The organism is Pedobacter humicola, assembly GCF_056490705.1.
Genome location: NZ_JBWJIG010000015.1, coordinates 122,341 through 143,572 on the forward strand (window position 1 = coordinate 122,341; position 21,232 = coordinate 143,572).

Genomic DNA, 21,232 nt, shown 5'->3' on the forward strand with positions numbered 1-21,232 from the left:
TCATACCATTGGTGTATTATAATAACAGTTTATTCCGCAAATGGTTTCAATTTACATAAGCTTCCTCAGGGGGTTCTTAAAGTTTAAAACGCTATCAACCAAGATGAATGAGCTACATTTTAAATTGTTTTGGTTGCATTTTCTCCTTTTGTTTAACTTGCGCTAAATTTTAAATGCCAGAGATAAATGGAGTGGAAATATTTACTTTCGAATAAGCGGTACGGACAGGAACAATATGGTGCAAGCACAGATCGGGCGAGATCAGATTTTCAACGTGATTATGACCGCTTGATTTTTTCGTCTCCTTTTAGAAGATTGCAAAATAAAACCCAGGTTTTCCCATTGCCGGGCAGTGTTTTCGTCCACAACCGTTTAACTCACAGTTTAGAGGTAGCCAGCGTAGCCCGCTCAATGGCCAATATCTTTTTAAACAGCGTAGAGGTGCACCATCCCGAATTGATAAAAGAAGTGCCTCTAATTAATGAGGTAGGGAATATTGTGGCCGCTGCCGCACTCGCCCACGATTTGGGTAATCCGGCTTTTGGTCATTCGGGTGAAGCTGCAATTTCCAGGTATTTTACCGATGGTGATGGCCGTGTTTATCAAAAGGATATGAACGAATCGCAATGGCACGATTTGATTAATTTTGAAGGAAATGCAAATGCAATCCGGATTCTTACGCATCCGTTAAAAGGAAAAGGTAACGATGCTTATGCATTAACTTATTCCACGCTGGCCTCCATTGCAAAATATCCCTGTGCATCAATAGCGGGTAAACAGAAAGGTTTGTTGCACCGTAAAAAGTATGGTTTCTTTCAATCAGAATCTGAAACTTTTAAAAAGATTGCTACAGAACTTCATTTAGCGCAAGAGGATGGTGAACATCTGGTTTACAAACGTCATCCTTTGGTTTATCTGGTAGAAGCTGCAGATGATATCTGTTACAGTATAATAGACTTGGAGGATGCTCATCGCTTAAAGATCCTTTCTTACGAAGAAGTAAAAAATTACCTGTTGCCTTTTGCCAACTCTACCACTATCGAAGATCGTTTAAAAAATGATTATGAAGATGATGATGCAAAAATTGGTCTTTTAAGGGCAAAAGCCATCAATACGTTAACCAATCAGTGCGCAACCATATTTTTTAGAGAACAGGAGGAATTATTAAAAGGAGAACTCAACCACAGTTTAACAGATTTACTACCTGAGCCCTATATATCTGCATGGAAAGCCGTAGAGCAGATTTCTGTAGAACGCATTTATAATTTCTCTTCAGTAATCCAAAAAGAAGTGGCTGGATATAAAATTATGGCTGGTTTATTGGAAGAATTTGTTCCAGCACTGATCCACAACAATACCCATTATTATAAAAAACTGGTAAAACTGATCCCTAAACAATATCATACCGATTTAACGGATATTTATTCGATTATACAGAGTGTGCTGGATTTCGTTTCTGGAATGACAGATCTTTATGCCGTTGATCTATATCGCAACATTAAAGGAATATCTTTTCCTTCAGAGACATAATCCGATGTAAAACCGGGTGGCGTATTGCTTCGCTATCCTACCTGCGGCAGAAATTTTGGTAGTCCGATCGGGATGCTGTATGTGAAATACCCACAGTAGCGGTTCCGATCCTTCACCGGAAGGAGCAAATGGCGGGGCTAGCCTAACCGAAGCACAACTAGCCCTGCTTTACTATCATAAAAAAATGTCATTCTGAACCTCCCGATAGAGGTATTCAGTTATCTGCCCCGGCCTTCATCCCATTTATTCCGTTCGTCCTGAAGCTCGCGTGCAAGTTTCATTTCTTTGTCTTTAGCTTTTACCTTATGCGCCTGAAACTCATCAGCCACTTCCTGATAGAGCTCAGTGCGGTATTTGGCTTCATGCCTTAACTTACCCGATTGAAAAATTACAAAAGCCAGGCCTATACCCAGTGCAATAATGATCGACCAAACAATGGTATTATAAGTGCCCTTATCAAAAGAAATCCCTAAAAATTTAATCTCGTTAACAGCAGCAGTGGCATTCGCCAGCGAACTCTCTTTGCCATTTACTTCGCCCTTTAAGCTCGAAATATTGCCAGCCTGGGATTTAATTTCCTGCCTGGCCTCCTGCAATTGTTTGCGTTCTTTCCTTAGCGTATCATTCACACTTTTCCATAAAGACGACAACCTTGAGGGGTTGATCAGCCTTGCGCCATACAAGCTTTTAGATTTCTTTAACATGAAATTATACTGGCCATTTAAAGACGGATCGGTATTTTTCGTTGTGTCGGGTGAAGCTTGCCCAAAGGCAACATTTAAGAATAGCATAGCGCCTAAAAACAATAGGGTGTGTTTAATTTTCTGCATAGTTTAAATATAGGTGTTAGAATGTAAAACTACATTTTTATCTATTTCCTGCTTAATATATTTTAATTAAGCTTAAGTTAAAATAGATAAAATTGCTTTTGGTTTAACCTCTAAATAACAATTTTATCTCAGTTTTATTATAAATTTATTTACGATAGGTTACATTTGTTTCATGCAAATAGGAATTATTGGTTTAGGCGATATGGGCAAATTATATGCACTATCGTTCGTAAACGCTGGTTATAAGGTATGTGGGGCAGATATGCCCTTGCGTTTTACTGATTTGAAAAACGAGCTGGAACCTAAAGGAATCGAGGTTTTGATCGATGGCCACGAGGTTGCCCGTAAATCAGACTTTATTATCTATTGCGTGGAAGCCGAAAAAATTGATGAGGTAGTGGCTACTTTTGCCCGCTCAACAAAATATGGTGCCCTCGTTGCCGGACAAACTTCCGTTAAACATCCAGAAATTGCGGCTTTTGAAAAACACCTTCCAGCAGATACCCAGATTGTAACCTGCCATTCTTTACATGGTCCGGCTTTTAGTCCGGAAGGGCAAACCCTTGTAATAGTACGCCACCGCGCTACTGACGTTGTTTATTCACAGGCGTTAGAAATTTATAAGTCTCTAAAATCGAACATTATCGAAATGGACGATTATAGAGAACACGACCGCATTGTAGCCGACACCCAGGCCGTAACACACATGGGTTTCGAAAGCATGGGCTCGGCATGGAAAAATGCAGGTTTCTTCCCATGGGACAATCCTGCTTATGCCGGTGGAATTGATAATGTAAAGATTTTGACTACACTGAGGATCTTCAGCTACAAATCACACATTTATGCTGGCTTAGCCATTTTAAATCCTTACGCACAAAAGCAGGTGAAGTATTATGCGCAGGCAGAATCCGAATTGTTTAAGTTGATGATCTGCGAGAATGAAGCGGAGTTTAGGGAAAAGATTTATGCAGCCCGCGACTTTGTTTTTCACGAAAGTCGTGCTCTTTTACTGTTGGACGATAACATCATGAAGGAATTCAGCCTATCGGATGCCAGTCATAAACAGAAACCCAATTCGCATTTAAGTTTGCTGAGTATGGTATATGCCTGGTACAAAATGGGTGTGAACCCTTACGATAACCTGATCTGCCAAACGCCACCTTTTAAACTGAGGTTGGGTATTGCTGAATATCTGTTTAAAAACGAAGCGATGTTAGAAGAATCAATTAATACCGCTTTATATGATAAATCGATTCGTGGCGATGATTTAGAGTTTCATACTGCGGTTCATGAGTGGGCGTCGATTATTGGCTATGGCGATTTAAAAGGTTACAAAGCACATTTTGAAGCTGCAAAATCGTTTTTTGCCAACCGTTTAAACGATGGAAGGGATTTAAGTGCAGAAATGATTAAGCGATTAGGCAGGTAATATTAAGGATGAAGACCATTCTGAGTAAACCTGAACTGATTTCGTTGTTGCAGCAACAATTAAAAGATATCGAAATACTTTGTGTTGAATATGATCGGGGAGATGAAACCGTTATACAATCAATTGCAGAGAAAATAATGCCGGTTTTTCACAACACCGATCATTCGAAAGCATTGATGAATCTGCTTAAAATCAATCACCTTAATCTATACTGTAGTTCGGAAATATATAATCCCAAAAGCCTCACCAACTTTATAGGGTTATTAATACTGGAGCATAAAGTAGATAAAAGTTGGAACTATTCTGCCAAGTTAGGCGTTTCGGAGTTGAAAAAAGTATCACAGGAGAACTGGTGGAACAATAAAAAAGTGGTTATCGATTCGGATGGGATAGCTTTTACAAGAGGTAAAATAATTAAATCGCTGGCTGGTGCAGATCCTATATTATTAAATACTTCGGGCTGGACAGTAAAAGATGCTGAAGGCAACAAATCGACCATTAACCCAATTCCTGAAACGGTGAGGCAGATTGCTTTCGAACTGCTGGAAAGTTTTAGGGATGTTGATTTAAGTAAGGAAAGTAAGTTGCACTTTAAAAAATAGAATGATTGAATTTTGAAAAAGAGAATTTACATCGGCAAAGTGCTGTATTCACTCATCCCTAATTCACTCATTCAAAATTGAGATTTTATAAACTCATATTTTCCAACACACATTTTACATCATCCATATAACATATAGACTTTATTTTATTCCCTTAATCCTTCGTTTACCCAAAAACAGTGCATTATATTTGCCCGCATGTCGGTATTGCTGTTTACCATTATCGTTTTATTAGGTGCTTTTTTAGCCGGATTGTTGGGCTCGTTAACCGGTTTGGGTGGTGGCGTCATCATTATTCCACTGCTCACTTTGGCTTTAGGGGTGGATATTCATTATGCCATTGGTGCATCTATTGTTTCGGTTATTGCCACCTCATCGGGTTCGGCGGCGGCTTATGTAAAAGAGGGGATTACCAATATCCGGATCGGGATGTTTCTGGAAATCGCTACTACCATAGGGGCGGTATGCGGCACCGTTGTAGCGGTTTATCTTAATGCGAATTACATTGCTATCCTTTTTGGCTGTATCCTCATCTTTTCGGCCATTATGACTTTAAAGAAAAAGGTAGATCACAGCACTTTGGATGACAGTGATAAATGGGCTAAATTTTTCAAACTTAACGGATCATATCCTGATAAGGGAGTGGATCATCAATACGCAGTGAAACATATTCCCGGGGGATTTTTAATGATGCTTTTTGCCGGAACTTTATCAGGATTATTGGGTATAGGGAGTGGGGCATTAAAAGTAATTGCGATGGATAACATTATGCGTTTACCCTTTAAGGTATCAACTACTACCAGTAATTTTATGATGGGCGTTACGGCAGCGGCCAGTGCGGTGGTTTATTTGCACCGTGGCCAGATCGACCCCGGGATTGCGATGCCGGTTTGCATTGGTGTTTTAACAGGTGCAACGGTTGGTTCTAAGGTTTTGTTAAAGGCCAATACCGGTAAACTTAAAATTGTGTTTGCTGTTGTAGTTGCTTTTTTGGCACTGCAGATGATTTATAAAGGAATAAGCGGACTATAATGGGTACACTGGAAAAAGAAAAAATGAACGACAAAGATATCCAGGTAATTCTGGGGACGCTTTTGCGTGCAGGTGTAATCCTTTCGATGAGCATTGTATTAATCGGGGGGGCAATTTTCCTGATCCATAATAAAGGTGCTATTACCGATTATAAAGTTTTTAAGCCCGAGCTGAGTAAATTTTCTTCCATAGTGGATATATTTAAAGGGGTAGCTACTTTCCAAGGGGATGCTATTGTGCAGTTTGGAATACTTATGCTGATTTTTACACCGATAGCACGTATTGTTTTTGCTATTTTTAGCTTTTTAATCGAGCGCGATTACCTCTATGTACTCATTGGATTTATCATTTTAGCGATCATAACTATCAGTTTAAATGGCGGTTTAGCACATTAACATCTCTTTTTTAGTTAAATCCCATCATATCAGCAATTTATTTGAAAAAATATTTGGCTAACTATTTGAAAATTAATATTTCTTGCCTATCTTTGCCGTCCCTTTCGGGGGATGTACAACCACCTTGAACGAAGCCCTACTGCTTCGATGGGTGTTAAAAAGAAAAGATAAAATGTCAGGAATTATTGGAAAAAAAGTAGGAATGACCAGTATCTTTGATGCCGAAGGAAGAAACATTCCTTGTACGGTAATCGAGGCTGGACCTTGTGTAGTTACACAGGTAAAAACCGAAGAAGTAGATGGTTATTCATCAATCCAGTTGGGTTACGATGAGAAAAAAGAGAAAAACACAACTCAACCATTGAAAGGCCATTTCGCGAAAGCAAACACAACTCCGAAACGCAAGCTGGTAGAATTCGATTCGTTTACAACTTCACTTAATTTAGGTGATGTAGTAACGGTTGATTCTTTCGCAGAAGGCGATTTTGTTGATGTTGTAGGTACCTCAAAAGGTAAAGGTTTTCAAGGTGTTGTAAAACGCCACGGATTTGCCGGTGTTGGTATGCAGACTCACGGTCAGCATAACCGTTTACGTGCCCCAGGTTCATTGGGTGCATCATCATTCCCTTCACGTGTATTCAAAGGAATGCGCATGGCTGGAAGAACAGGTGGAGACAGGGTAAAAATTCAAAACTTACAGGTTTTGAAAGTTTATGCTGAGCAAAACTTATTAGTAGTTAGTGGTTCCATTCCAGGAGCTAAAGGTTCTTACGTAATCTTAGACAAGTAATCAGATGGAAGTTAAAGTATTAAACATTTCAGGTAAAGAAACAGGTGCCAAGGTGCAACTTCCTGAATCGGTATTTGGTATCGAGCCTAACGACCACGCGATTTATTTAGATGTAAAACAGTATTTGGCTAACCAACGTCAAGGTACTCACAAATCTAAACAACGTAATGAGATTGCTGGTTCAACTCGCAAACTATACAAACAAAAAGGTACAGGTGGTGCCCGTGCTGGTAGCATTAAATCTCCGTTATTTAACGGTGGTGGTCGTGTTTTCGGTCCTCAGCCACGTGATTACAGTTTTAAACTGAACAAGAAATTAAAATCATTAGCACGTAAATCTGCTTTGGCTTATAAAGCAAAAGATAACAACGTGGTAGTTTTAGAAGATTTTAACTTCGATACAGTTAAAACTAAAAACTATACAAGTTTATTGGCTGCGTTAAACGTAGGTACTCAAAAAACTTTATTGGTTTTACCTGCGCAAAATAATAATATCTATTTATCAAGCAGAAACGTTCAGAAAACTAAAGTGATTGCTGCAGCAGATTTGAATACATATGATGTATTAAATGCTGGTGTACTTGTGTTAACTGCTGATTCTGTTAAAACTTTGGAGGAGGCATTTGCCAAATAATATGGACATTTTAAAAAAACCAATATTAACCGAAAAAGCTTCAGCTTTAACTGAGAAATCTAACCGTTTCACGTTTAGCGTTAACCACAAGGCTAACAAAATCCAGATTAAACAAGCCATTGAGAAATTGTACGGTGTAACCATCGTTGCAGTAAACACTATGGTTGTTGATGGAAAAGCTAAATCTCGTTACACTAAAGCAGGTTTTGTATCTGGCCGTAGCCCGAAATACAAAAAAGCAATCGTAACGTTAAAAGACGGCGAAACAATAGATTATTACGCAACCCTTTAATTTAATAATATATTATAACTATGGGCTTAAGAAAATTTAAACCAGTTACTCCAGGTACCCGCTTCAGAGTTGGTGCTAGTTTTACGGAGATTACAGCAACCAAGCCCGAAAAATCATTGGTTGTATCATCAAAAAAGTCTGGTGGACGTAACAACACAGGAAAAATGACTATGCGCTACATGGGCGGTGGTCACAAAAAATCATATCGTTTAATCGACTTCAAACGCGATAAATTCGATATTCCTGCAACAGTAGCTACTGTTGAATACGATCCAAACCGTACTGCCCGCATCGCATTATTACACTATGCAGATGGCGAGAAGCGTTATATCATCGCTCCTGAAGGATTGCAAGTTGGTTCGGTATTATTATCGGGCGACAAAGCAGCACCAGAAGTAGGTAACACTTTAAAATTATCGAACATTCCATTAGGTTCTATCATCCACAACGTGGAGATCCACCCTGGAAAAGGAGCACAATTGGCTCGTAGTGCAGGTGCTTATGCACAATTAGCTGCCCGCGATGGTAAATATGCTACTTTAAAAATGCCTTCAGGCGAAACCCGTTTAATCCTGACTACTTGTCTGGCTACTATCGGTGCTGTATCTAACTCAGATCACGCAAACGAAGTATTAGGTAAAGCAGGTCGCAAACGTTGGTTGGGCCGTCGTCCGAGAACTAGACCGGTAGCGATGAACCCTGTCGATCACCCAATGGGTGGTGGTGAAGGTAGATCATCAGGTGGTCACCCACGTTCAAGAAATGGTGTTTTAGCTAAAGGCTTTAAAACCAGAGAACTTAAAAAATATTCTAATCGTTACATCATAGAGAGAAGGAAGAAATAATGGCTCGTTCGATAAAAAAAGGACCTTATATTGACCATAACGTAGAGAAAAAAGTAAACTCTATGAATGATTCAGGCAAAAAGTCTGTAATCAAAACTTGGTCTCGCAGATCAATGATATCACCAGATTTCGTGAATCATACATTTGCAGTGCACAACGGAAATAAATTTATCCCTGTGTACGTAACAGAAAACATGGTTGGTCACAAGTTGGGAGAATTTGCTCCAACCAGAACATTCAGAGGACACGCTGAAAAGAAAAAATAATTAGACAATGGAAGCAATAGCAAAATTAAACAATTGTCCAACCTCACCGCGTAAGATGCGTTTGGTTGTAGATCTTATCAGAGGTGAACGTGTAGAAAAAGCATTGAGCATTTTAAAGTTTACCAATAAAGAAGCAGCAATAAGAGTTGAGAAATTATTATTATCTGCTATCAAAAACTGGGAATCTAAAAATGAAGGTGCCCGCCCTGAAGAAAACCAGCTTTTTGTAAAAACAGTTATGGTTGATGGTGGCCGTCAGTTGAAACGCTTACGTCCAGCTCCTCAAGGCCGTGGATATAGAATTCGTAAACGTTCTAACCACGTAACGCTGATTGTAGATAGTAAAAGTACAGAAACAACTCAAAACTAATTTTAGGAAATGGGACAAAAAGCAAATCCAATAGGTAACAGGTTAGGTATCATCAAAGGATGGGATTCTAACTGGTTCGGTGGCAACAACTACTCCGATAAATTAGTTGAAGATGAGAAAATAAGAAAATACCTTTCTGCCCGTATCGCTAAAGGCGGTGTTGCAAAAGTAGTAATCGAACGTACGTTAAAACGTATCACGGTAACTATCCACACAGCTCGTCCGGGTATCGTAATCGGTAAAGCAGGTGCTGAGGTTGATAAAATCAAAGAAGAGTTAAAGAAATTGACTAAAAAGGAAATTCAAATTAACATCTTCGAAATTAAACGCCCAGAACTTGATGCACAATTAGTTGCAGAAGGTGTTGCAAAACAATTAGAAGCAAGGATCTCATTCCGTAGAGCAATGAAGTCTTCTATCGCATCAACCATGCGTATGGGTGCTGAAGGTATTAAAATCATGACTTCTGGTCGTTTAGGTGGTGCTGAGATGGCACGTACTGAGCAGTACAAAGAAGGAAGAGTGCCTTTGCATACCTTCCGTGCTGATATCGACTACGCTTTAGCTGAAGCCTTAACTACTTATGGTAAAATAGGTGTTAAAGTTTGGATCTGTAAAGGTGAGGTTTATGGAAAACGTGATTTGTCTCCAAACATTGGTGCAACAAACAACGGTCCAAAAGGCGCATCTGATAAACCAGCTTTCGGTGGAAGAGATAACAGAGGTGGTGGAAGAGATAACCGTGGCGGTGGTAACGACAGACGTGGTGGAAACCAAGGTGGCGGTCGTGGTCCAGGTCAGGGTGGTCCCGGTGCAAATAGAGGTGGTGGCGCAGGCGCTAACAGAGGTCCTCGTAAATAATTGATTTATTAACATCGTTTAACGATTAGAACAAAATAAAATGTTACAGCCAAAAAGAACGAAGTTCAGGAAGATGCAAAAAGGCAGAATGAAGGGTTTAGCTTCTCGTGGAGCTGAGTTAGCATTCGGATCTTTCGGTATCAAATCTCTAGAAGCAACTTGGATCACAAGTCGTCAGATAGAGGCTGCCCGTATTGCCGTAACTCGTTTCATGAAACGTGAAGGCCAAGTATGGATCAGGATCTTCCCGGACAAACCGGTAACTAAAAAACCTGCTGAGGTACGTATGGGTAAAGGTAAAGGTGCTCCTGAGTATTGGGTAGCAGTTGTAAGACCAGGACGTGTAATTTTCGAAGCTGAAGGTGTGCCTTTAGAAGTTGCTAAAGAAGCATTACGTTTAGCAGCTCAGAAATTACCGATCCAAACCAAATTCGTAGTACGTAGAGATTACGTAGAAGCATAGTAAAGAGTTGAGGTGAATGTTGTAAATACTTGTTTATTATAACCGCTACACTCAACGTAAAAGAAAAAGAAAAATGAAAAATTCAGAAATCACAGGGCTTTCAAAAGAAGAATTAGTAGCTAAGATTGCGGAAGAAAAAGAGAACTTATCAAAATTGAAGTTCGCACACACTATTTCAGCTATCGAAAATCCTTCGCGCATTGCAAAAGTAAGGAAAGACATAGCCCGTTTAAACACTGAGTTGACAAAAGTGAAAAACACTGAGTCAGCTACTGAAACTAATTAATTTGAGAGTCGACATGGAAAGACAATTAAGAAAAACAAGAACCGGGTTAGTGGTAAGCAACAAGATGGATAAATCTGTTGTGGTGAGCGTGGAACGTAAAGTAAAACACCCGATTTATGGTAAGTTCGTAAAGAAAACTACCAAATTTATGGCTCACGACGAGAAAAACGAATGTGGTATCGGTGATACCGTATTGATTATGGAAACTCGTCCTTTGAGTAAAAACAAGAACTGGAGATTGGTACAAATTTTAGAAAGAGCTAAATAAGATGGTACAACAGGAATCGAGATTAAACGTTGCTGATAACAGCGGCGCAAAAGAAGTATTGGTAATTCGTGTGCTAGGTGGAACCGGCAAACGTTATGCTTCAATTGGTGATAAAGTAGTTGTTACCGTAAAAAGCGCGTTACCTTCTGGTAACATTAAAAAAGGTACAGTTTCTAAAGCAGTTGTTGTAAGAACTAAAAAAGAAATCCGTCGTAAAGATGGTTCTTATATCCGTTTTGACGATAATGCAGCTGTATTATTGAACGCACAGGATGAGCCAAGAGGTACACGTATCTTTGGCCCGGTTGCGAGAGAACTACGTGAAAAACAATTCATGAAAATTGTATCATTAGCACCGGAGGTATTATAAAATGGGAAACAAAGTAAATACACCATCAAAACTTAAAATCCGTACAGGAGATTTAGTTAAAGTCATTGCTGGCGATTCAAAAGGTCAACAAGGAAAAGTACTTTCAGTACTTATAGATAAAAACAGAGCCATTGTAGAAGGCATTAACTTGGTATCTAAACATACTAAACCAAATGCTGCAAATCCTAACGGTGGTATTATTAAAAAAGAAGCTGCTCTTCACATTTCTAACTTGATGTTGGTTGATCCAAAATCTGGTAAAGCTACCCGCGTAGGTCGTAAACTTAACGCAGATGGTAAATTAGTTAGAGTTGCTAAAATTTCAGGAGAGGAGATTAAATAATGGCTACACCAAGATTAAAAAGCAAATACAAAGAAGAAGTTGTAAATGCACTAAAAGAAAAATTTCAGTACAAAACTGTAATGCAGGTTCCAAAATTGGAAAAAATCTGTATCAATCAGGGTGTTGGTCGTTTTTCTGTTACTGATAAAAAGATTATGGATACCACAATCGTTGAGTTGACTACCATTACTGGTCAGCAAGCGGTTCCGGCTAATTCTAAGAAAGATATCTCTAACTTTAAATTACGTAAAGGTATGCCGGTAGGTGTACGTGTTACTTTACGCGATAACAACATGTACGAGTTCTTAGATCGTTTGATCTCTGTAGCTTTGCCTCGTATCCGTGATTTCAAAGGTATCAATGATAAAGGGTTTGATGGAAAAGGTAATTATACATTAGGTGTTACTGAACAAATCATCTTTCCTGAGATTAATATCGATAAAATCAATAAAATTTTAGGTATGGATATAACTTTCGTAACTTCGGCAAAATCTGACGTTGAGGCGCTTGAGTTATTGAAACAATTCGGATTACCATTTAAAAATCAAAAAACAGCAGAATAATGGCAAAAGAAGGTGTAAAAGCACGCGAAGTTAAGCGCCAAAAATTGGTAGCTAGATACGCTGAAAAACGTGCAGTATTAAAAGCTGCGGGAGATTTCGAGGGTTTAGATAAATTACCTAAAAACTCATCTCCGGTACGTTTACACAACCGTTGTAAATTAACTGGTCGTCCTCGTGGATATATGCGTACCTTTGGTATTTCAAGGGTAACATTCCGCCAGATGGCACTAGACGGTAAAATACCAGGTGTTAAAAAAGCATCTTGGTAATATAAAGTATCAAGTACTACAGTATCAAGTATAGAGTAACAAGTATCAGGACCATATCGGACTCGATACTTGTATCTTATTACTTGATACTGATGTCTATACTAAAAAAGAATTTTAACCGGTAGCAGGTCCCACAGCTGGGTAGCAGAAGGAAACCACTATCAAAAACAATAAAAAATGAATACAGATCCAATAGCAGATTATTTAACAAGAGTAAGGAATGCCATTAAGGCCAACCACCGTGTTGTAGAAATTCCTGCATCAAACCTTAAAAAAGAAATCACTAAAGTTCTTTTTGACAAAGGTTACATCGCGAACTACAAGTTTGAAGATACTACCGTTCAAGGCACTATTAAAATCGCTTTGAAATACAATCCGATTACTAAAGTTCCTGCTATTCGTACATTAGTGCGAGTAAGTAAACCAGGTTTGAGAAACTATGCTGGTGTTGAAAATATGCCAAGAGTATTAAACGGTTTAGGTATCGCAATCTTATCTACTTCTAAAGGTGTAATGACCGATAAAGAAGCAGCCAAATTAAACATTGGTGGTGAGGTATTGTGTCACGTTTATTAATATTAGGAGAACAGCACAATGTCAAGAATAGGAAAAGCCCCAATTACAATCCCTGCAGGTGTTACAATTACCGTTTCAAAAGATAACGTAGTAACTGTAAAAGGCCCTAAAGGTGAATTAACACAAGCAGTAGATTCAGATATCACTGTAAGTCAAGAAGACGGAATTTTAACAGTTCAACGTCCTTCAGAACAAAAGAAACACAAAGCATTACACGGTTTATATCGCTCATTGCTTAATAACATGGTTGTTGGTGTTACAGAAGGTTATAAATTAACTCAAGAATTAGTAGGTGTTGGTTACCGTGCTACAAACACAGGTAATACATTAGATCTGGTTTTAGGTTATTCTCACCATTATGTATTCCAGTTACCAGAAGAGATTAAAGTAACTACATCTTCAGAAAAAGGTCAAACGCCTAAAATCATTTTAGAAAGTATTGACAAACAATTGATCGGTCAGGTAGCAGCGAAAATCCGTTCGTTACGTGCACCAGAGCCATATAAAGGTAAAGGTATCAAGTTTGTAGGTGAAGTGTTAAGAAGAAAAGCAGGTAAATCAGCATCTAAAAAATAGTAATCATGGCAGGTAAAAAATTATCAAGAAGAGATCGTATTAAAAAAGGGATCAGAAAAAGACTTACCGGTTCGGAAGAACGTCCAAGGTTATCTGTATATAGAAGCAATAAAGGGATTTATGCGCAGGTAATTAACGATGTAACCGGTAAAACAATAGCATCAGCATCATCATTATCGAAAGATTTTACTGGTACTGGAAACAAGAGCGATCAGTCAGTTGCTGTAGGCAAATTAGTAGCCGAAAAAGCAATTGCTGCAGGTGTTAAAGAAGTTGTTTTCGATAGAAATGGCTATTTATACCACGGTCGTGTAAAATCGTTGGCAGAGGGTGCCCGCGAAGCTGGTTTAGTATTTTAATCTGAAGAAAAAGTAAGATGTCAACTATTAATATAAAAAGAGTAAAAACCACCGATATCGAATTAAAGGATCGTTTGGTTAGTATACAACGTGTTGCCAAAGTAACCAAGGGTGGCCGTACTTTTAGCTTTTCAGCAATTGTTGTTGTAGGTGATGAGAACGGTGTTGTTGGTTTCGGTTTAGGTAAAGCGAAAGAGGTAACTGAAGCAATTGCAAAAGGTGTGGATGATGCTAAAAAGAACTTGGTAAAAGTTCCAATTTTGAACGGTACTGTTCCTCACGAGCAAATTGGTAAATTCTCAGGTGGTTTTGTTTTAATCAAACCAGCTGCAGTAGGTACCGGAGTAATTGCTGGTGGTGCGATGCGTGCTGTATTAGAGAGTGCTGGTGTGCATAACGTATTGGCAAAATCTAAAGGATCATCTAACCCACACAACGTGGTAAAAGCAACTGTTGATGCATTAACTAAAATGCGTGATGCCTATACAGTAGCACAAACCCGTGGTATAGATTTAAACAAAGTATTTAACGGATAATATCATGGCTAAGATCAAAATAACACAAGTAAAAAGCGTTATCGACAGAAGCGAGCGCCAAAAAAGAACCGTTCAGGCTTTGGGTTTATCTAAAATGAACCAAAGTGTTGAGGTTGAAGCTACACCACAAATTATCGGTATGGTTCGCAAAGTGAACCACTTGGTGGCAATCGAAGCAATCTAGTAAAAGTTTAAAGGTAGTATTGGTAAAAGCCGGTACTACCTTTATATATGTTTAATCGTTGTACCTGTTTAGTGAAAGCGAAGGGCAACACAAATTCAAAGAAATGAATTTAAATAATTTAAAACCTGCAGTAGGTTCTACAAAAAACAGCAAAAGAATTGGTCGTGGTACAGGTTCTGGTCGTGGCGGTACTTCAACCCGTGGTCATAAAGGTGCGGGTTCCCGTTCAGGTCACAAAACCAAAATCGGTTTTGAAGGTGGTCAAATGCCTTTACAACGTCGTGTGCCTAAAGTTGGTTTCAAACCAATCAACCGTACTGAATATGTTGGTGTGAACTTAGATGTTTTACAAGCATTAGCTGAAAAACACAGCTTGACAACTATTGATTTTGCTGCTTTACAAGCACATGGTTTAGCATCTAAAAACGACTTGGTTAAAATTTTAGGTCGTGGTGAAGTTAAAGCAAAATTAGACATTACAGCACATGCGTTCTCTGCAACCGCACAAAAAGCTATTGAAGCTGCAGGTGGTTCTATTGTAAAATTGTAATTATTAAATGAAGAAGCTATTTACTACTTTAAGTAATATCTGGAAAATTCAGGAATTAAAAGAGCGTATATTGTTTACGCTCTTAATTCTTTTGGTATACCGTTTTGTGTCTCACGTGGTTTTACCAGGTGTAGATCCAACTGCTTTAGGCAATAACGAAAAATCAGGAATCTTAGGCTTACTAGATATGTTTGCCGGAGGTTCTTTCTCTCGTGTGTCTATTTTAGCATTGGGGGTAATGCCTTATATCTCTGCATCGATCGTGGTGCAACTATTGGGTATTGCTGTTCCTTCTTTCCAAAAAATGCAGAAAGAAGGCGAAAGTGGTAGAAAGAAAATGAACCAGATTACCCGTTACCTAACGGTAGCGATCACAATCGTTCAATCTGTTGGTTACGTTAAAACGCAAGTTCCTGCAGAAGCTATTTTATTGCCGAATACTTTATTTTTAGTGTTGTCTACGTTTGTATTAACGGCAGGTACATTATTTGTAATGTGGTTAGGCGAAAAAATTACTGATAAAGGTATTGGGAACGGTACATCACTAATCATCATGGTTGGTATTATTGCCCGTTTACCAGTTGCAATTTCTCAAGAATTTAGTGCACGCGTGGGTTCGTCTAGTGAAGGTGGAGGTCCGGTAGCATTGGTTTTAGAGATCGTTGCATTATTTGCAGTGGTAATGTTTACCATTTTAATTGTTCAAGGTGTACGTAAAGTACCTGTACAATACGCAAAGAAAATTGTGGGTAACCGCCAGTTTGGTGGTGTTCGTCAGTACATTCCTTTAAAAGTAAATGCTGCTGGTGTGATGCCGATTATTTTCGCTCAGGCGTTAATGTTCATTCCAGGTGCTTTAATGCAGTTTGTCCCTAAATTACAAGGTTCCTGGTTAATCCAGTTCAGTAACACAACATCGTTGGCTTATAGCTTAACGTTCGCGTTTTTAATTATCGCATTTACTTTCTTCTATACTGCAATTACAGTTAATCCAACTCAAATGAGCGACGATATGAAGAAAAATGGTGGTTTTATTCCTGGCGTAAAACCGGGTTTTGCAACATCAACTTTTATTGATGATGTCATTTCAAAAATCACTTTTCCAGGTGCGGTATTTTTAGCGATCATTGCTATTTTACCTTCGTTGGCAGTTAAGTTTGGCATTAAACAAGAGTTTGCTCACTTCTTTGGTGGTACGTCTCTATTGATTTTAGTTGGTGTTGTTTTGGATACCTTACAACAGATCGAAAGTTATTTATTGATGCGCCATTATGACGGTTTGATGAAAACGGGTAGGGTTACTGGCAGAACAGGAGTTCCTGCTGCAAGTAGCAATGCAGCGTTGTAGCGTAAAGGATGTCTAAAATTTATTACAAATCTCTTGAGGAGATCGAGTTAATAAGAGAAAGTTCCATGCTTGTTTCTAAAACTTTGGCCGAAGTGGCGAAGGTGATAAAAGCAGGCATGACTACTATCCAGTTAGATAAACTAGCTTATGAGTTTATTAGTGACCACGGAGCAACCCCGGCATTTTTAAACTACAATGGTTTCCCAAATTCTTTATGTATCTCGCCAAATGAGCAGGTTGTTCATGGTTTTCCAAGCGAGTACATAATCCAGGAGGGTGACTTAATTTCAGTTGATTGTGGCGTAATTAAAAACAATTATTTTGGCGATTCGGCCTATACTTTCTCTATCGGGGAAATTGATGCTGAAAAACAGAAATTGGTTGAGGTTACCAAACGTTGTTTGGAGTTGGGTATAGAAAAGGCTGTTGTAGGCATGCGCATCGGTGATATCGGTTTTGCGGTTCAACAATATGCTGAAGCTAATGGATTTGGTGTAGTGAGAGAACTTGTTGGGCATGGTGTTGGGGTTAAACTTCACGAGAAACCAGAAGTTCCGAATTATGGAAAGCGTGGTGCAGGACCGAAACTTGAAGAAGGAATGGTAATTGCGATAGAGCCCATGATCAATGCAGGCGTAGCCGGTGTTAAATTCCATAACGATGGATGGACAGTAACCAGTAAAGATAATAAGCCATCAGCACATTTTGAACACACAATAGCCGTAAAAAAGGGCAAAGCAGATGTTTTATCAACGTTTTCTATAATAGAAGAAGTTTTACAACAAAAAAAATAAATAATTAAAATTTTTTATTTAATTTTGCAACCCTGTTTAGAAGCAGCTAATTAAGTAACAATCAATAAAATATGGCTAAACAAGCCTCAATTGAACAAGACGGAGTAATAAGAGAAGCATTATCCAATGCGATGTTCCGGGTAGAACTCGAGAACGGGCATGAGATTATTGCGCATATTTCAGGTAAGATGAGGATGCACTACATCAAGATTCTTCCTGGGGATAAAGTTAAATTGGAAATGTCTCCTTATGATTTAACAAAAGGACGCATTACTTATAGATACAAATAAAATGAAAGTTAGATCATCAATTAAAAAGCGTAGCGCTGATTGCAAGATTATTCGCCGTAAAGGAAAACTTTACGTAATCAACAAGAAAAATCCGAAATACAAGCAACGTCAGGGGTAATTAAAAATATTGTAATGAACCGCACAACGGTGGCCCGCCGTTCGGAGTTACTTAAAAAATAAATAAATATGGCAAGGATTTCAGGTATTGATTTACCAAGAAACAAAAGAGGAGAGATCGGTTTAACCTATATCTATGGTATTGGAAAAACAACTGCACAACGTATATTGACTACTGCAGGTATCGATTTAAACAAAAAAGTACAAGATTGGTCTGATGATGAATTAACGGCTATACGTACAATGATTAACGATGAGATTAAAGTAGAAGGTGCTTTACGCTCAGAAGTTCAGTTAAACATTAAACGTTTAATGGATATCGGTTGTTACCGTGGTTTACGTCACAGAAAAGGTTTACCTTCTCGTGGTCAGCGTACTAAAAACAACTCACGTACTCGTAAGGGTAAGAGAAAAACAGTTGCTAACAAGAAAAAAGCTACTAAGTAAGAGGTAGATTTGAGATGTTAGATTTGAGATATGAGACAATTGTATTATCCAGTCAACTTCTCAAACTAATATTGTAAATAGTTAAGATAGTGATATGAGCGGGCTTTAAATCTCAATACTCATATCTTATATCTCATATCTAAAATAAAAAATGGCTAAGAGTAAAAAAGTAACAAAAAAACGTATCGTTGTAATTGAGTCTGTTGGTCAGGCGCATATCAATGCTACCTTCAACAACATCATCGTTACCTTAACAAACAACGGCGGACAAACCATTTCATGGTCATCAGCTGGTAAAATGGGCTTTAAAGGTTCTAAAAAGAACACGCCGTATGCAGCTGGTCAAGCAGCTTCAGACTGCGGTAAAGTTGCGTTTGATTTAGGTTTACGTAAAGTTGAAGTATTTGTAAAAGGTCCGGGTTCAGGTCGTGAATCTGCAATCAGAACTTTGCAAGTAGCAGGTATCGAAGTATTATCTATTAAAGATATTACACCACTTCCTCACAACGGATGTCGTCCTCCTAAAAAGAGAAGAGTTTAATTAATTTTAAAGCTAAGAATCTCCAGCTTCAGGTTGGATGATACTTTAAAACAGAAAAAAAATGGCAAGATATACAGGCCCAAAATCAAAAATCGCCCGTAAATTCAGAGAACCAATCTTCGGTCCTGATAAGGTGTTAGACAGAAAAAATTATCCTCCTGGGCAACATGGCTCATCAAAAAGAAGAGGAAAACAATCTGAATATGCTATCCAGTTAATGGAGAAACAAAAAGTAAAATATACTTATGGTGTATTAGAAAAACAGTTCAGTAACTTGTTTAAAAAAGCATCTTCCCGTGCTGGTATCACCGGTGATAACTTACTTCAGTTATTAGAAGCACGTTTAGATAACACAGTTTACCGTTTAGGTATTTCAACAACCCGTTCTGGTGCACGCCAGTTAGTTAGCCATAAACACGTTACCGTGAATGGTGAAGTTGTAAATATCCCTTCATATCAGTTAAAAGCTGGTGATGTGGTTGCTGTTCGTGAAAAATCTAAATCTTTAGAATCAATTAGTAACTCAGTTGCAGGCAGAACCATTAATAAGTTCGCTTGGTTAGAGTGGAATGCCAGTGAATTAACCGGTAAATTCTTAACCTACCCTCAACGTGATGAGATTCCTGAAAACATCAAGGAAAACTTAATCATCGAGTTATACTCAAAGTAATAAATGATCTGGTTAATTACCTCAAAAGGGTAATTAACTTTTTTCATATTACTATATATTCAATAACGAATTTAAAAAATTATAAATGGCAATTTTAGCATTTCAGAAACCAGACAAAGTGATCATGCAGAAATCAACTGATTTCGATGGCACATTTGAATTTCGTCCTTTAGAGCCCGGTTTCGGTGTAACAATTGGTAATGCCTTAAGAAGAATCTTACTTTCTTCATTAGAAGGTTATGCTATTACTACTATTCGTTTTTCAGGCGTTTCTCACGAATTTTCTACCATGAAAGGTGTTGTAGAAGATTTAACTGATATCATCTTAAACTTAAAACAAGTGCGTTTTAAGAAAACAGGCGATTCAGGTGATTCTGAAAAAGTTTTCATCATCGTTAATGGTCAAGATCAGTTTAAAGCTGGTGATATCACTAAATTCTCTAACAACTTTACAGTTTTAAACCCTGAGCATGTAATTTGCAATATGGATAAATCTGTTACTTTGGAAGTGGAATTAACCATCAATAAAGGACGTGGTTATGTACCTGCTGAAGAAAATAAAGTTGCTGATGCTGTTGTAGGTGTAATCGCAATCGATTCGATTTATACTCCAATGAAAAATGTAAAATACACGATCGAAAACTTTCGTGTTGAACAAAAAACGGATTATGAAAAATTGGTTTTGGATATCTCTACCGACGGTTCAATTCATCCTGAAGAAGCATTAAAAGAAGCGGCTAAGATTCTTATCCAACACTTTATGCTATTCTCTGATGAGAATTTGGTATTAGAATCTCAAGCTAAAGAAGAAACTAAAGAAGTTGACGAGGAAATTTTACATATGCGTAAAATCCTTAAAACTGAATTGGTAGACATGGATCTTTCAGTGAGGGCATTAAACTGCTTAAAAGCTGCTGATATCCGTACTTTAGCTGATTTGGTTTCTTATGATGTTGCTGATATGTTAAAATTCAGAAACTTCGGTAAAAAATCTTTAACAGAGATTCAAGAACTTGTAAAATCAAAAGGTTTGTCTTTCGGTATGAACCTGTCTAAATTTAAATTAGACGAAGAATAATCGCCATACGCTTAGCGTAAGGCGTTGAATAATTTATTATTTCACAGTGTATAATTCCCTCAGCTTCATTGCAACGAGACGGTATACACTCAATTAAAAAACAATGAGACACGGTAAAAAAGTAAACCACTTAGGTAGAACCGCAAGCCACAGAAAGGCGATGTTGGCAAACATGGCTTCATCACTAATTTTGCACAAAAGAATTACAACCACTTTAGCTAAAGCTAAAGCTTTACGTACTTATGTTGAGCCAATTATCACTAAATCAAAAAATGATACTACTCACTCACGTCGTACAGTATTTGCTTATTTACAAGATAAAGAAGTAGTAACGATCTTGTTCCGCGAAATTGCTGAGAAAGTTGCAAACCGTCCAGGTGGTTACACTCGTATCATTAAATTAAACAACCGTTTGGGTGATAACGCTGAAATGGCTTTAATTGAATTGGTAGACTACAATACAGTTTACGGTAAAGATGCAGAGGTTAAAGAAGAGAAGAAAACAACTCGTCGTGGTAGAAGTAAAGCTACTGCTGCACCTAAAGCTGCTGAAGCGAAAGCTGAGGTTGCTGAAGAAGTTGCTCCTGCTGAAGAAGCTCCTGCTACTGAAGAACCAAAAGGAGAATAATTTTATTTCCCTTAAGATCAAAAAAGTCCTGTTCCAAAGAGCAGGACTTTTTTTTGTGTCGTTTTGTAAGGTCAAATGTTCCCATTTGACGATTATTGTG

35 protein-coding genes are annotated in these 21,232 nt (G+C 38.2%); 34 read left to right on the forward strand and 1 reads right to left on the reverse strand.

The features are described 5' to 3' along the window. The first annotated feature begins 186 nt into the window (after positions 1-186). Complete coding sequence (dgt, locus tag AC04Q1_RS20880; RefSeq protein ID WP_478366499.1) at positions 187-1,530, forward strand: dGTP triphosphohydrolase; 1,344 nt, start codon at positions 187-189, stop codon at positions 1,528-1,530. A 218-nt stretch (positions 1,531-1,748) separates the two neighbouring features. On the opposite strand, the gene AC04Q1_RS20885 is transcribed toward dgt, so the two are convergent. Further along, positions 1,749-2,360 carry a hypothetical protein gene (locus AC04Q1_RS20885; protein WP_478366500.1) on the reverse strand — a complete coding sequence of 204 codons (612 nt, stop codon included), beginning with the start codon at positions 2,358-2,360 and terminating at the stop codon, positions 1,749-1,751. A gap of 172 nt (positions 2,361-2,532) precedes the next feature. Here AC04Q1_RS20885 and AC04Q1_RS20890 point away from each other — a divergent pair, with 172 nt between their 5' ends. The 33 genes from AC04Q1_RS20890 to rplQ all read left to right on the forward strand — a co-directional run bounded on the left by AC04Q1_RS20890 (position 2,533) and on the right by rplQ (position 21,132). After that, positions 2,533-3,789, forward strand: coding sequence for an NAD(P)-binding domain-containing protein (locus tag AC04Q1_RS20890; RefSeq protein ID WP_478366501.1), 1,257 nt, complete (start codon positions 2,533-2,535; stop codon positions 3,787-3,789). An 8-nt stretch (positions 3,790-3,797) separates the two neighbouring features. Beyond that, positions 3,798-4,391: a hypothetical protein gene (locus AC04Q1_RS20895; protein WP_478366502.1), complete on the forward strand. Its 594-nt coding sequence runs from the start codon at positions 3,798-3,800 to the stop codon at positions 4,389-4,391. A gap of 198 nt (positions 4,392-4,589) precedes the next feature. Beyond that, positions 4,590-5,423, forward strand: coding sequence for a sulfite exporter TauE/SafE family protein (locus AC04Q1_RS20900; protein WP_478366503.1), 834 nt, complete (start codon positions 4,590-4,592; stop codon positions 5,421-5,423). Next, entirely contained in the window at positions 5,423-5,818 is a 396-nt protein-coding gene (locus tag AC04Q1_RS20905) for a DUF1634 domain-containing protein (protein ID WP_478366504.1), read from the forward strand. The genes AC04Q1_RS20900 and AC04Q1_RS20905 overlap by 1 nt, the downstream gene beginning before the upstream one ends. A gap of 172 nt (positions 5,819-5,990) precedes the next feature. Further along, positions 5,991-6,608, forward strand: a complete 618-nt coding sequence (rplC, locus tag AC04Q1_RS20910) for a 50S ribosomal protein L3 (protein WP_478366505.1) — start codon at positions 5,991-5,993, stop codon at positions 6,606-6,608. A 4-nt stretch (positions 6,609-6,612) separates the two neighbouring features. Continuing rightward, complete coding sequence (gene rplD, locus AC04Q1_RS20915) at positions 6,613-7,242, forward strand: 50S ribosomal protein L4 (RefSeq protein ID WP_316847362.1); 630 nt, start codon at positions 6,613-6,615, stop codon at positions 7,240-7,242. Position 7,243: 1 nt separating this feature from the next. Continuing rightward, entirely contained in the window at positions 7,244-7,534 is a 291-nt protein-coding gene (rplW, locus tag AC04Q1_RS20920) for a 50S ribosomal protein L23 (RefSeq protein WP_086547743.1), read from the forward strand. 20 nt (positions 7,535-7,554) lie between these two features. Then, positions 7,555-8,379: a 50S ribosomal protein L2 gene (rplB, locus tag AC04Q1_RS20925; RefSeq protein WP_055910079.1), complete on the forward strand. Its 825-nt coding sequence runs from the start codon at positions 7,555-7,557 to the stop codon at positions 8,377-8,379. Next, entirely contained in the window at positions 8,379-8,645 is a 267-nt protein-coding gene (gene rpsS / locus AC04Q1_RS20930; protein ID WP_010599906.1) for a 30S ribosomal protein S19, read from the forward strand. The genes rplB and rpsS overlap by 1 nt, the downstream gene beginning before the upstream one ends. 7 nt (positions 8,646-8,652) lie before the next feature. Then, a complete protein-coding gene (rplV, locus tag AC04Q1_RS20935; protein ID WP_029278650.1) occupies positions 8,653-9,015 on the forward strand; it encodes a 50S ribosomal protein L22 in 363 nt (120 codons plus the stop codon). 9 nt (positions 9,016-9,024) lie between these two features. Beyond that, positions 9,025-9,876, forward strand: coding sequence for a 30S ribosomal protein S3 (rpsC, locus tag AC04Q1_RS20940; RefSeq protein WP_215124795.1), 852 nt, complete (start codon positions 9,025-9,027; stop codon positions 9,874-9,876). A gap of 40 nt (positions 9,877-9,916) precedes the next feature. Beyond that, complete coding sequence (gene rplP / locus AC04Q1_RS20945; protein WP_010599903.1) at positions 9,917-10,339, forward strand: 50S ribosomal protein L16; 423 nt, start codon at positions 9,917-9,919, stop codon at positions 10,337-10,339. 73 nt (positions 10,340-10,412) lie between these two features. Continuing rightward, positions 10,413-10,625, forward strand: coding sequence for a 50S ribosomal protein L29 (gene rpmC / locus AC04Q1_RS20950; protein ID WP_055910078.1), 213 nt, complete (start codon positions 10,413-10,415; stop codon positions 10,623-10,625). Between the two features lie 13 nt (positions 10,626-10,638). Further along, on the forward strand, positions 10,639-10,893 hold the full coding sequence (rpsQ, locus tag AC04Q1_RS20955; RefSeq protein WP_010599901.1) for a 30S ribosomal protein S17: 255 nt from the start codon (positions 10,639-10,641) through the stop codon (positions 10,891-10,893). A gap of 1 nt (position 10,894) precedes the next feature. Then, positions 10,895-11,263 carry a 50S ribosomal protein L14 gene (gene rplN / locus AC04Q1_RS20960; RefSeq protein WP_010599900.1) on the forward strand — a complete coding sequence of 123 codons (369 nt, stop codon included), beginning with the start codon at positions 10,895-10,897 and terminating at the stop codon, positions 11,261-11,263. A gap of 1 nt (position 11,264) precedes the next feature. Next, positions 11,265-11,606, forward strand: a complete 342-nt coding sequence (rplX, locus tag AC04Q1_RS20965; RefSeq protein ID WP_029278653.1) for a 50S ribosomal protein L24 — start codon at positions 11,265-11,267, stop codon at positions 11,604-11,606. After that, positions 11,603-12,169 (forward strand): 50S ribosomal protein L5, encoded by a 567-nt coding sequence (gene rplE / locus AC04Q1_RS20970; RefSeq protein WP_086547740.1) that lies wholly within the window; start codon positions 11,603-11,605, stop codon positions 12,167-12,169. Before rplX ends, rplE begins: the two co-directional genes overlap by 4 nt. Next, positions 12,169-12,438, forward strand: coding sequence for a 30S ribosomal protein S14 (gene rpsN, locus AC04Q1_RS20975; protein WP_025145214.1), 270 nt, complete (start codon positions 12,169-12,171; stop codon positions 12,436-12,438). The genes rplE and rpsN overlap by 1 nt, the downstream gene beginning before the upstream one ends. 177 nt (positions 12,439-12,615) lie before the next feature. Next, a complete protein-coding gene (rpsH, locus tag AC04Q1_RS20980) occupies positions 12,616-13,014 on the forward strand; it encodes a 30S ribosomal protein S8 (protein ID WP_010599896.1) in 399 nt (132 codons plus the stop codon). Positions 13,015-13,032: 18 nt separating this feature from the next. Next, positions 13,033-13,590, forward strand: a complete 558-nt coding sequence (rplF, locus tag AC04Q1_RS20985) for a 50S ribosomal protein L6 (protein WP_478366506.1) — start codon at positions 13,033-13,035, stop codon at positions 13,588-13,590. Between the two features lie 5 nt (positions 13,591-13,595). Next, positions 13,596-13,949 carry a 50S ribosomal protein L18 gene (rplR, locus tag AC04Q1_RS20990; RefSeq protein ID WP_029278655.1) on the forward strand — a complete coding sequence of 118 codons (354 nt, stop codon included), beginning with the start codon at positions 13,596-13,598 and terminating at the stop codon, positions 13,947-13,949. 17 nt (positions 13,950-13,966) lie between these two features. Continuing rightward, positions 13,967-14,485, forward strand: coding sequence for a 30S ribosomal protein S5 (gene rpsE / locus AC04Q1_RS20995; protein WP_010599893.1), 519 nt, complete (start codon positions 13,967-13,969; stop codon positions 14,483-14,485). Positions 14,486-14,489: 4 nt separating this feature from the next. Further along, the gene (gene rpmD, locus AC04Q1_RS21000) at positions 14,490-14,669 is read left to right on the forward strand and encodes a 50S ribosomal protein L30 (RefSeq protein WP_010599892.1); all 180 of its coding nucleotides are present in this window, start codon (positions 14,490-14,492) and stop codon (positions 14,667-14,669) included. A 103-nt stretch (positions 14,670-14,772) separates the two neighbouring features. Next, positions 14,773-15,219, forward strand: coding sequence for a 50S ribosomal protein L15 (gene rplO, locus AC04Q1_RS21005; protein ID WP_478366507.1), 447 nt, complete (start codon positions 14,773-14,775; stop codon positions 15,217-15,219). Positions 15,220-15,226: 7 nt separating this feature from the next. Then, a complete protein-coding gene (gene secY, locus AC04Q1_RS21010; RefSeq protein WP_116250182.1) occupies positions 15,227-16,567 on the forward strand; it encodes a preprotein translocase subunit SecY in 1,341 nt (446 codons plus the stop codon). A gap of 8 nt (positions 16,568-16,575) precedes the next feature. After that, positions 16,576-17,361, forward strand: coding sequence for a type I methionyl aminopeptidase (gene map / locus AC04Q1_RS21015; protein WP_478366508.1), 786 nt, complete (start codon positions 16,576-16,578; stop codon positions 17,359-17,361). Positions 17,362-17,432: 71 nt separating this feature from the next. Continuing rightward, positions 17,433-17,651 (forward strand): translation initiation factor IF-1, encoded by a 219-nt coding sequence (gene infA, locus AC04Q1_RS21020; RefSeq protein WP_010599888.1) that lies wholly within the window; start codon positions 17,433-17,435, stop codon positions 17,649-17,651. A 1-nt stretch (position 17,652) separates the two neighbouring features. Next, on the forward strand, positions 17,653-17,769 hold the full coding sequence (gene rpmJ, locus AC04Q1_RS21025) for a 50S ribosomal protein L36 (RefSeq protein ID WP_010599887.1): 117 nt from the start codon (positions 17,653-17,655) through the stop codon (positions 17,767-17,769). Positions 17,770-17,837: 68 nt separating this feature from the next. After that, positions 17,838-18,215 (forward strand): 30S ribosomal protein S13, encoded by a 378-nt coding sequence (gene rpsM / locus AC04Q1_RS21030; RefSeq protein WP_116250184.1) that lies wholly within the window; start codon positions 17,838-17,840, stop codon positions 18,213-18,215. Positions 18,216-18,366: 151 nt separating this feature from the next. Next, a complete protein-coding gene (gene rpsK, locus AC04Q1_RS21035; protein WP_116250185.1) occupies positions 18,367-18,756 on the forward strand; it encodes a 30S ribosomal protein S11 in 390 nt (129 codons plus the stop codon). 61 nt (positions 18,757-18,817) lie between these two features. Then, entirely contained in the window at positions 18,818-19,426 is a 609-nt protein-coding gene (gene rpsD / locus AC04Q1_RS21040) for a 30S ribosomal protein S4 (protein ID WP_029282720.1), read from the forward strand. Positions 19,427-19,511: 85 nt separating this feature from the next. Then, entirely contained in the window at positions 19,512-20,504 is a 993-nt protein-coding gene (locus AC04Q1_RS21045) for a DNA-directed RNA polymerase subunit alpha (RefSeq protein ID WP_025145205.1), read from the forward strand. 103 nt (positions 20,505-20,607) lie between these two features. Next, on the forward strand, positions 20,608-21,132 hold the full coding sequence (gene rplQ, locus AC04Q1_RS21050; protein ID WP_029278659.1) for a 50S ribosomal protein L17: 525 nt from the start codon (positions 20,608-20,610) through the stop codon (positions 21,130-21,132). The last annotated feature ends 100 nt before the right edge of the window (positions 21,133-21,232 follow it).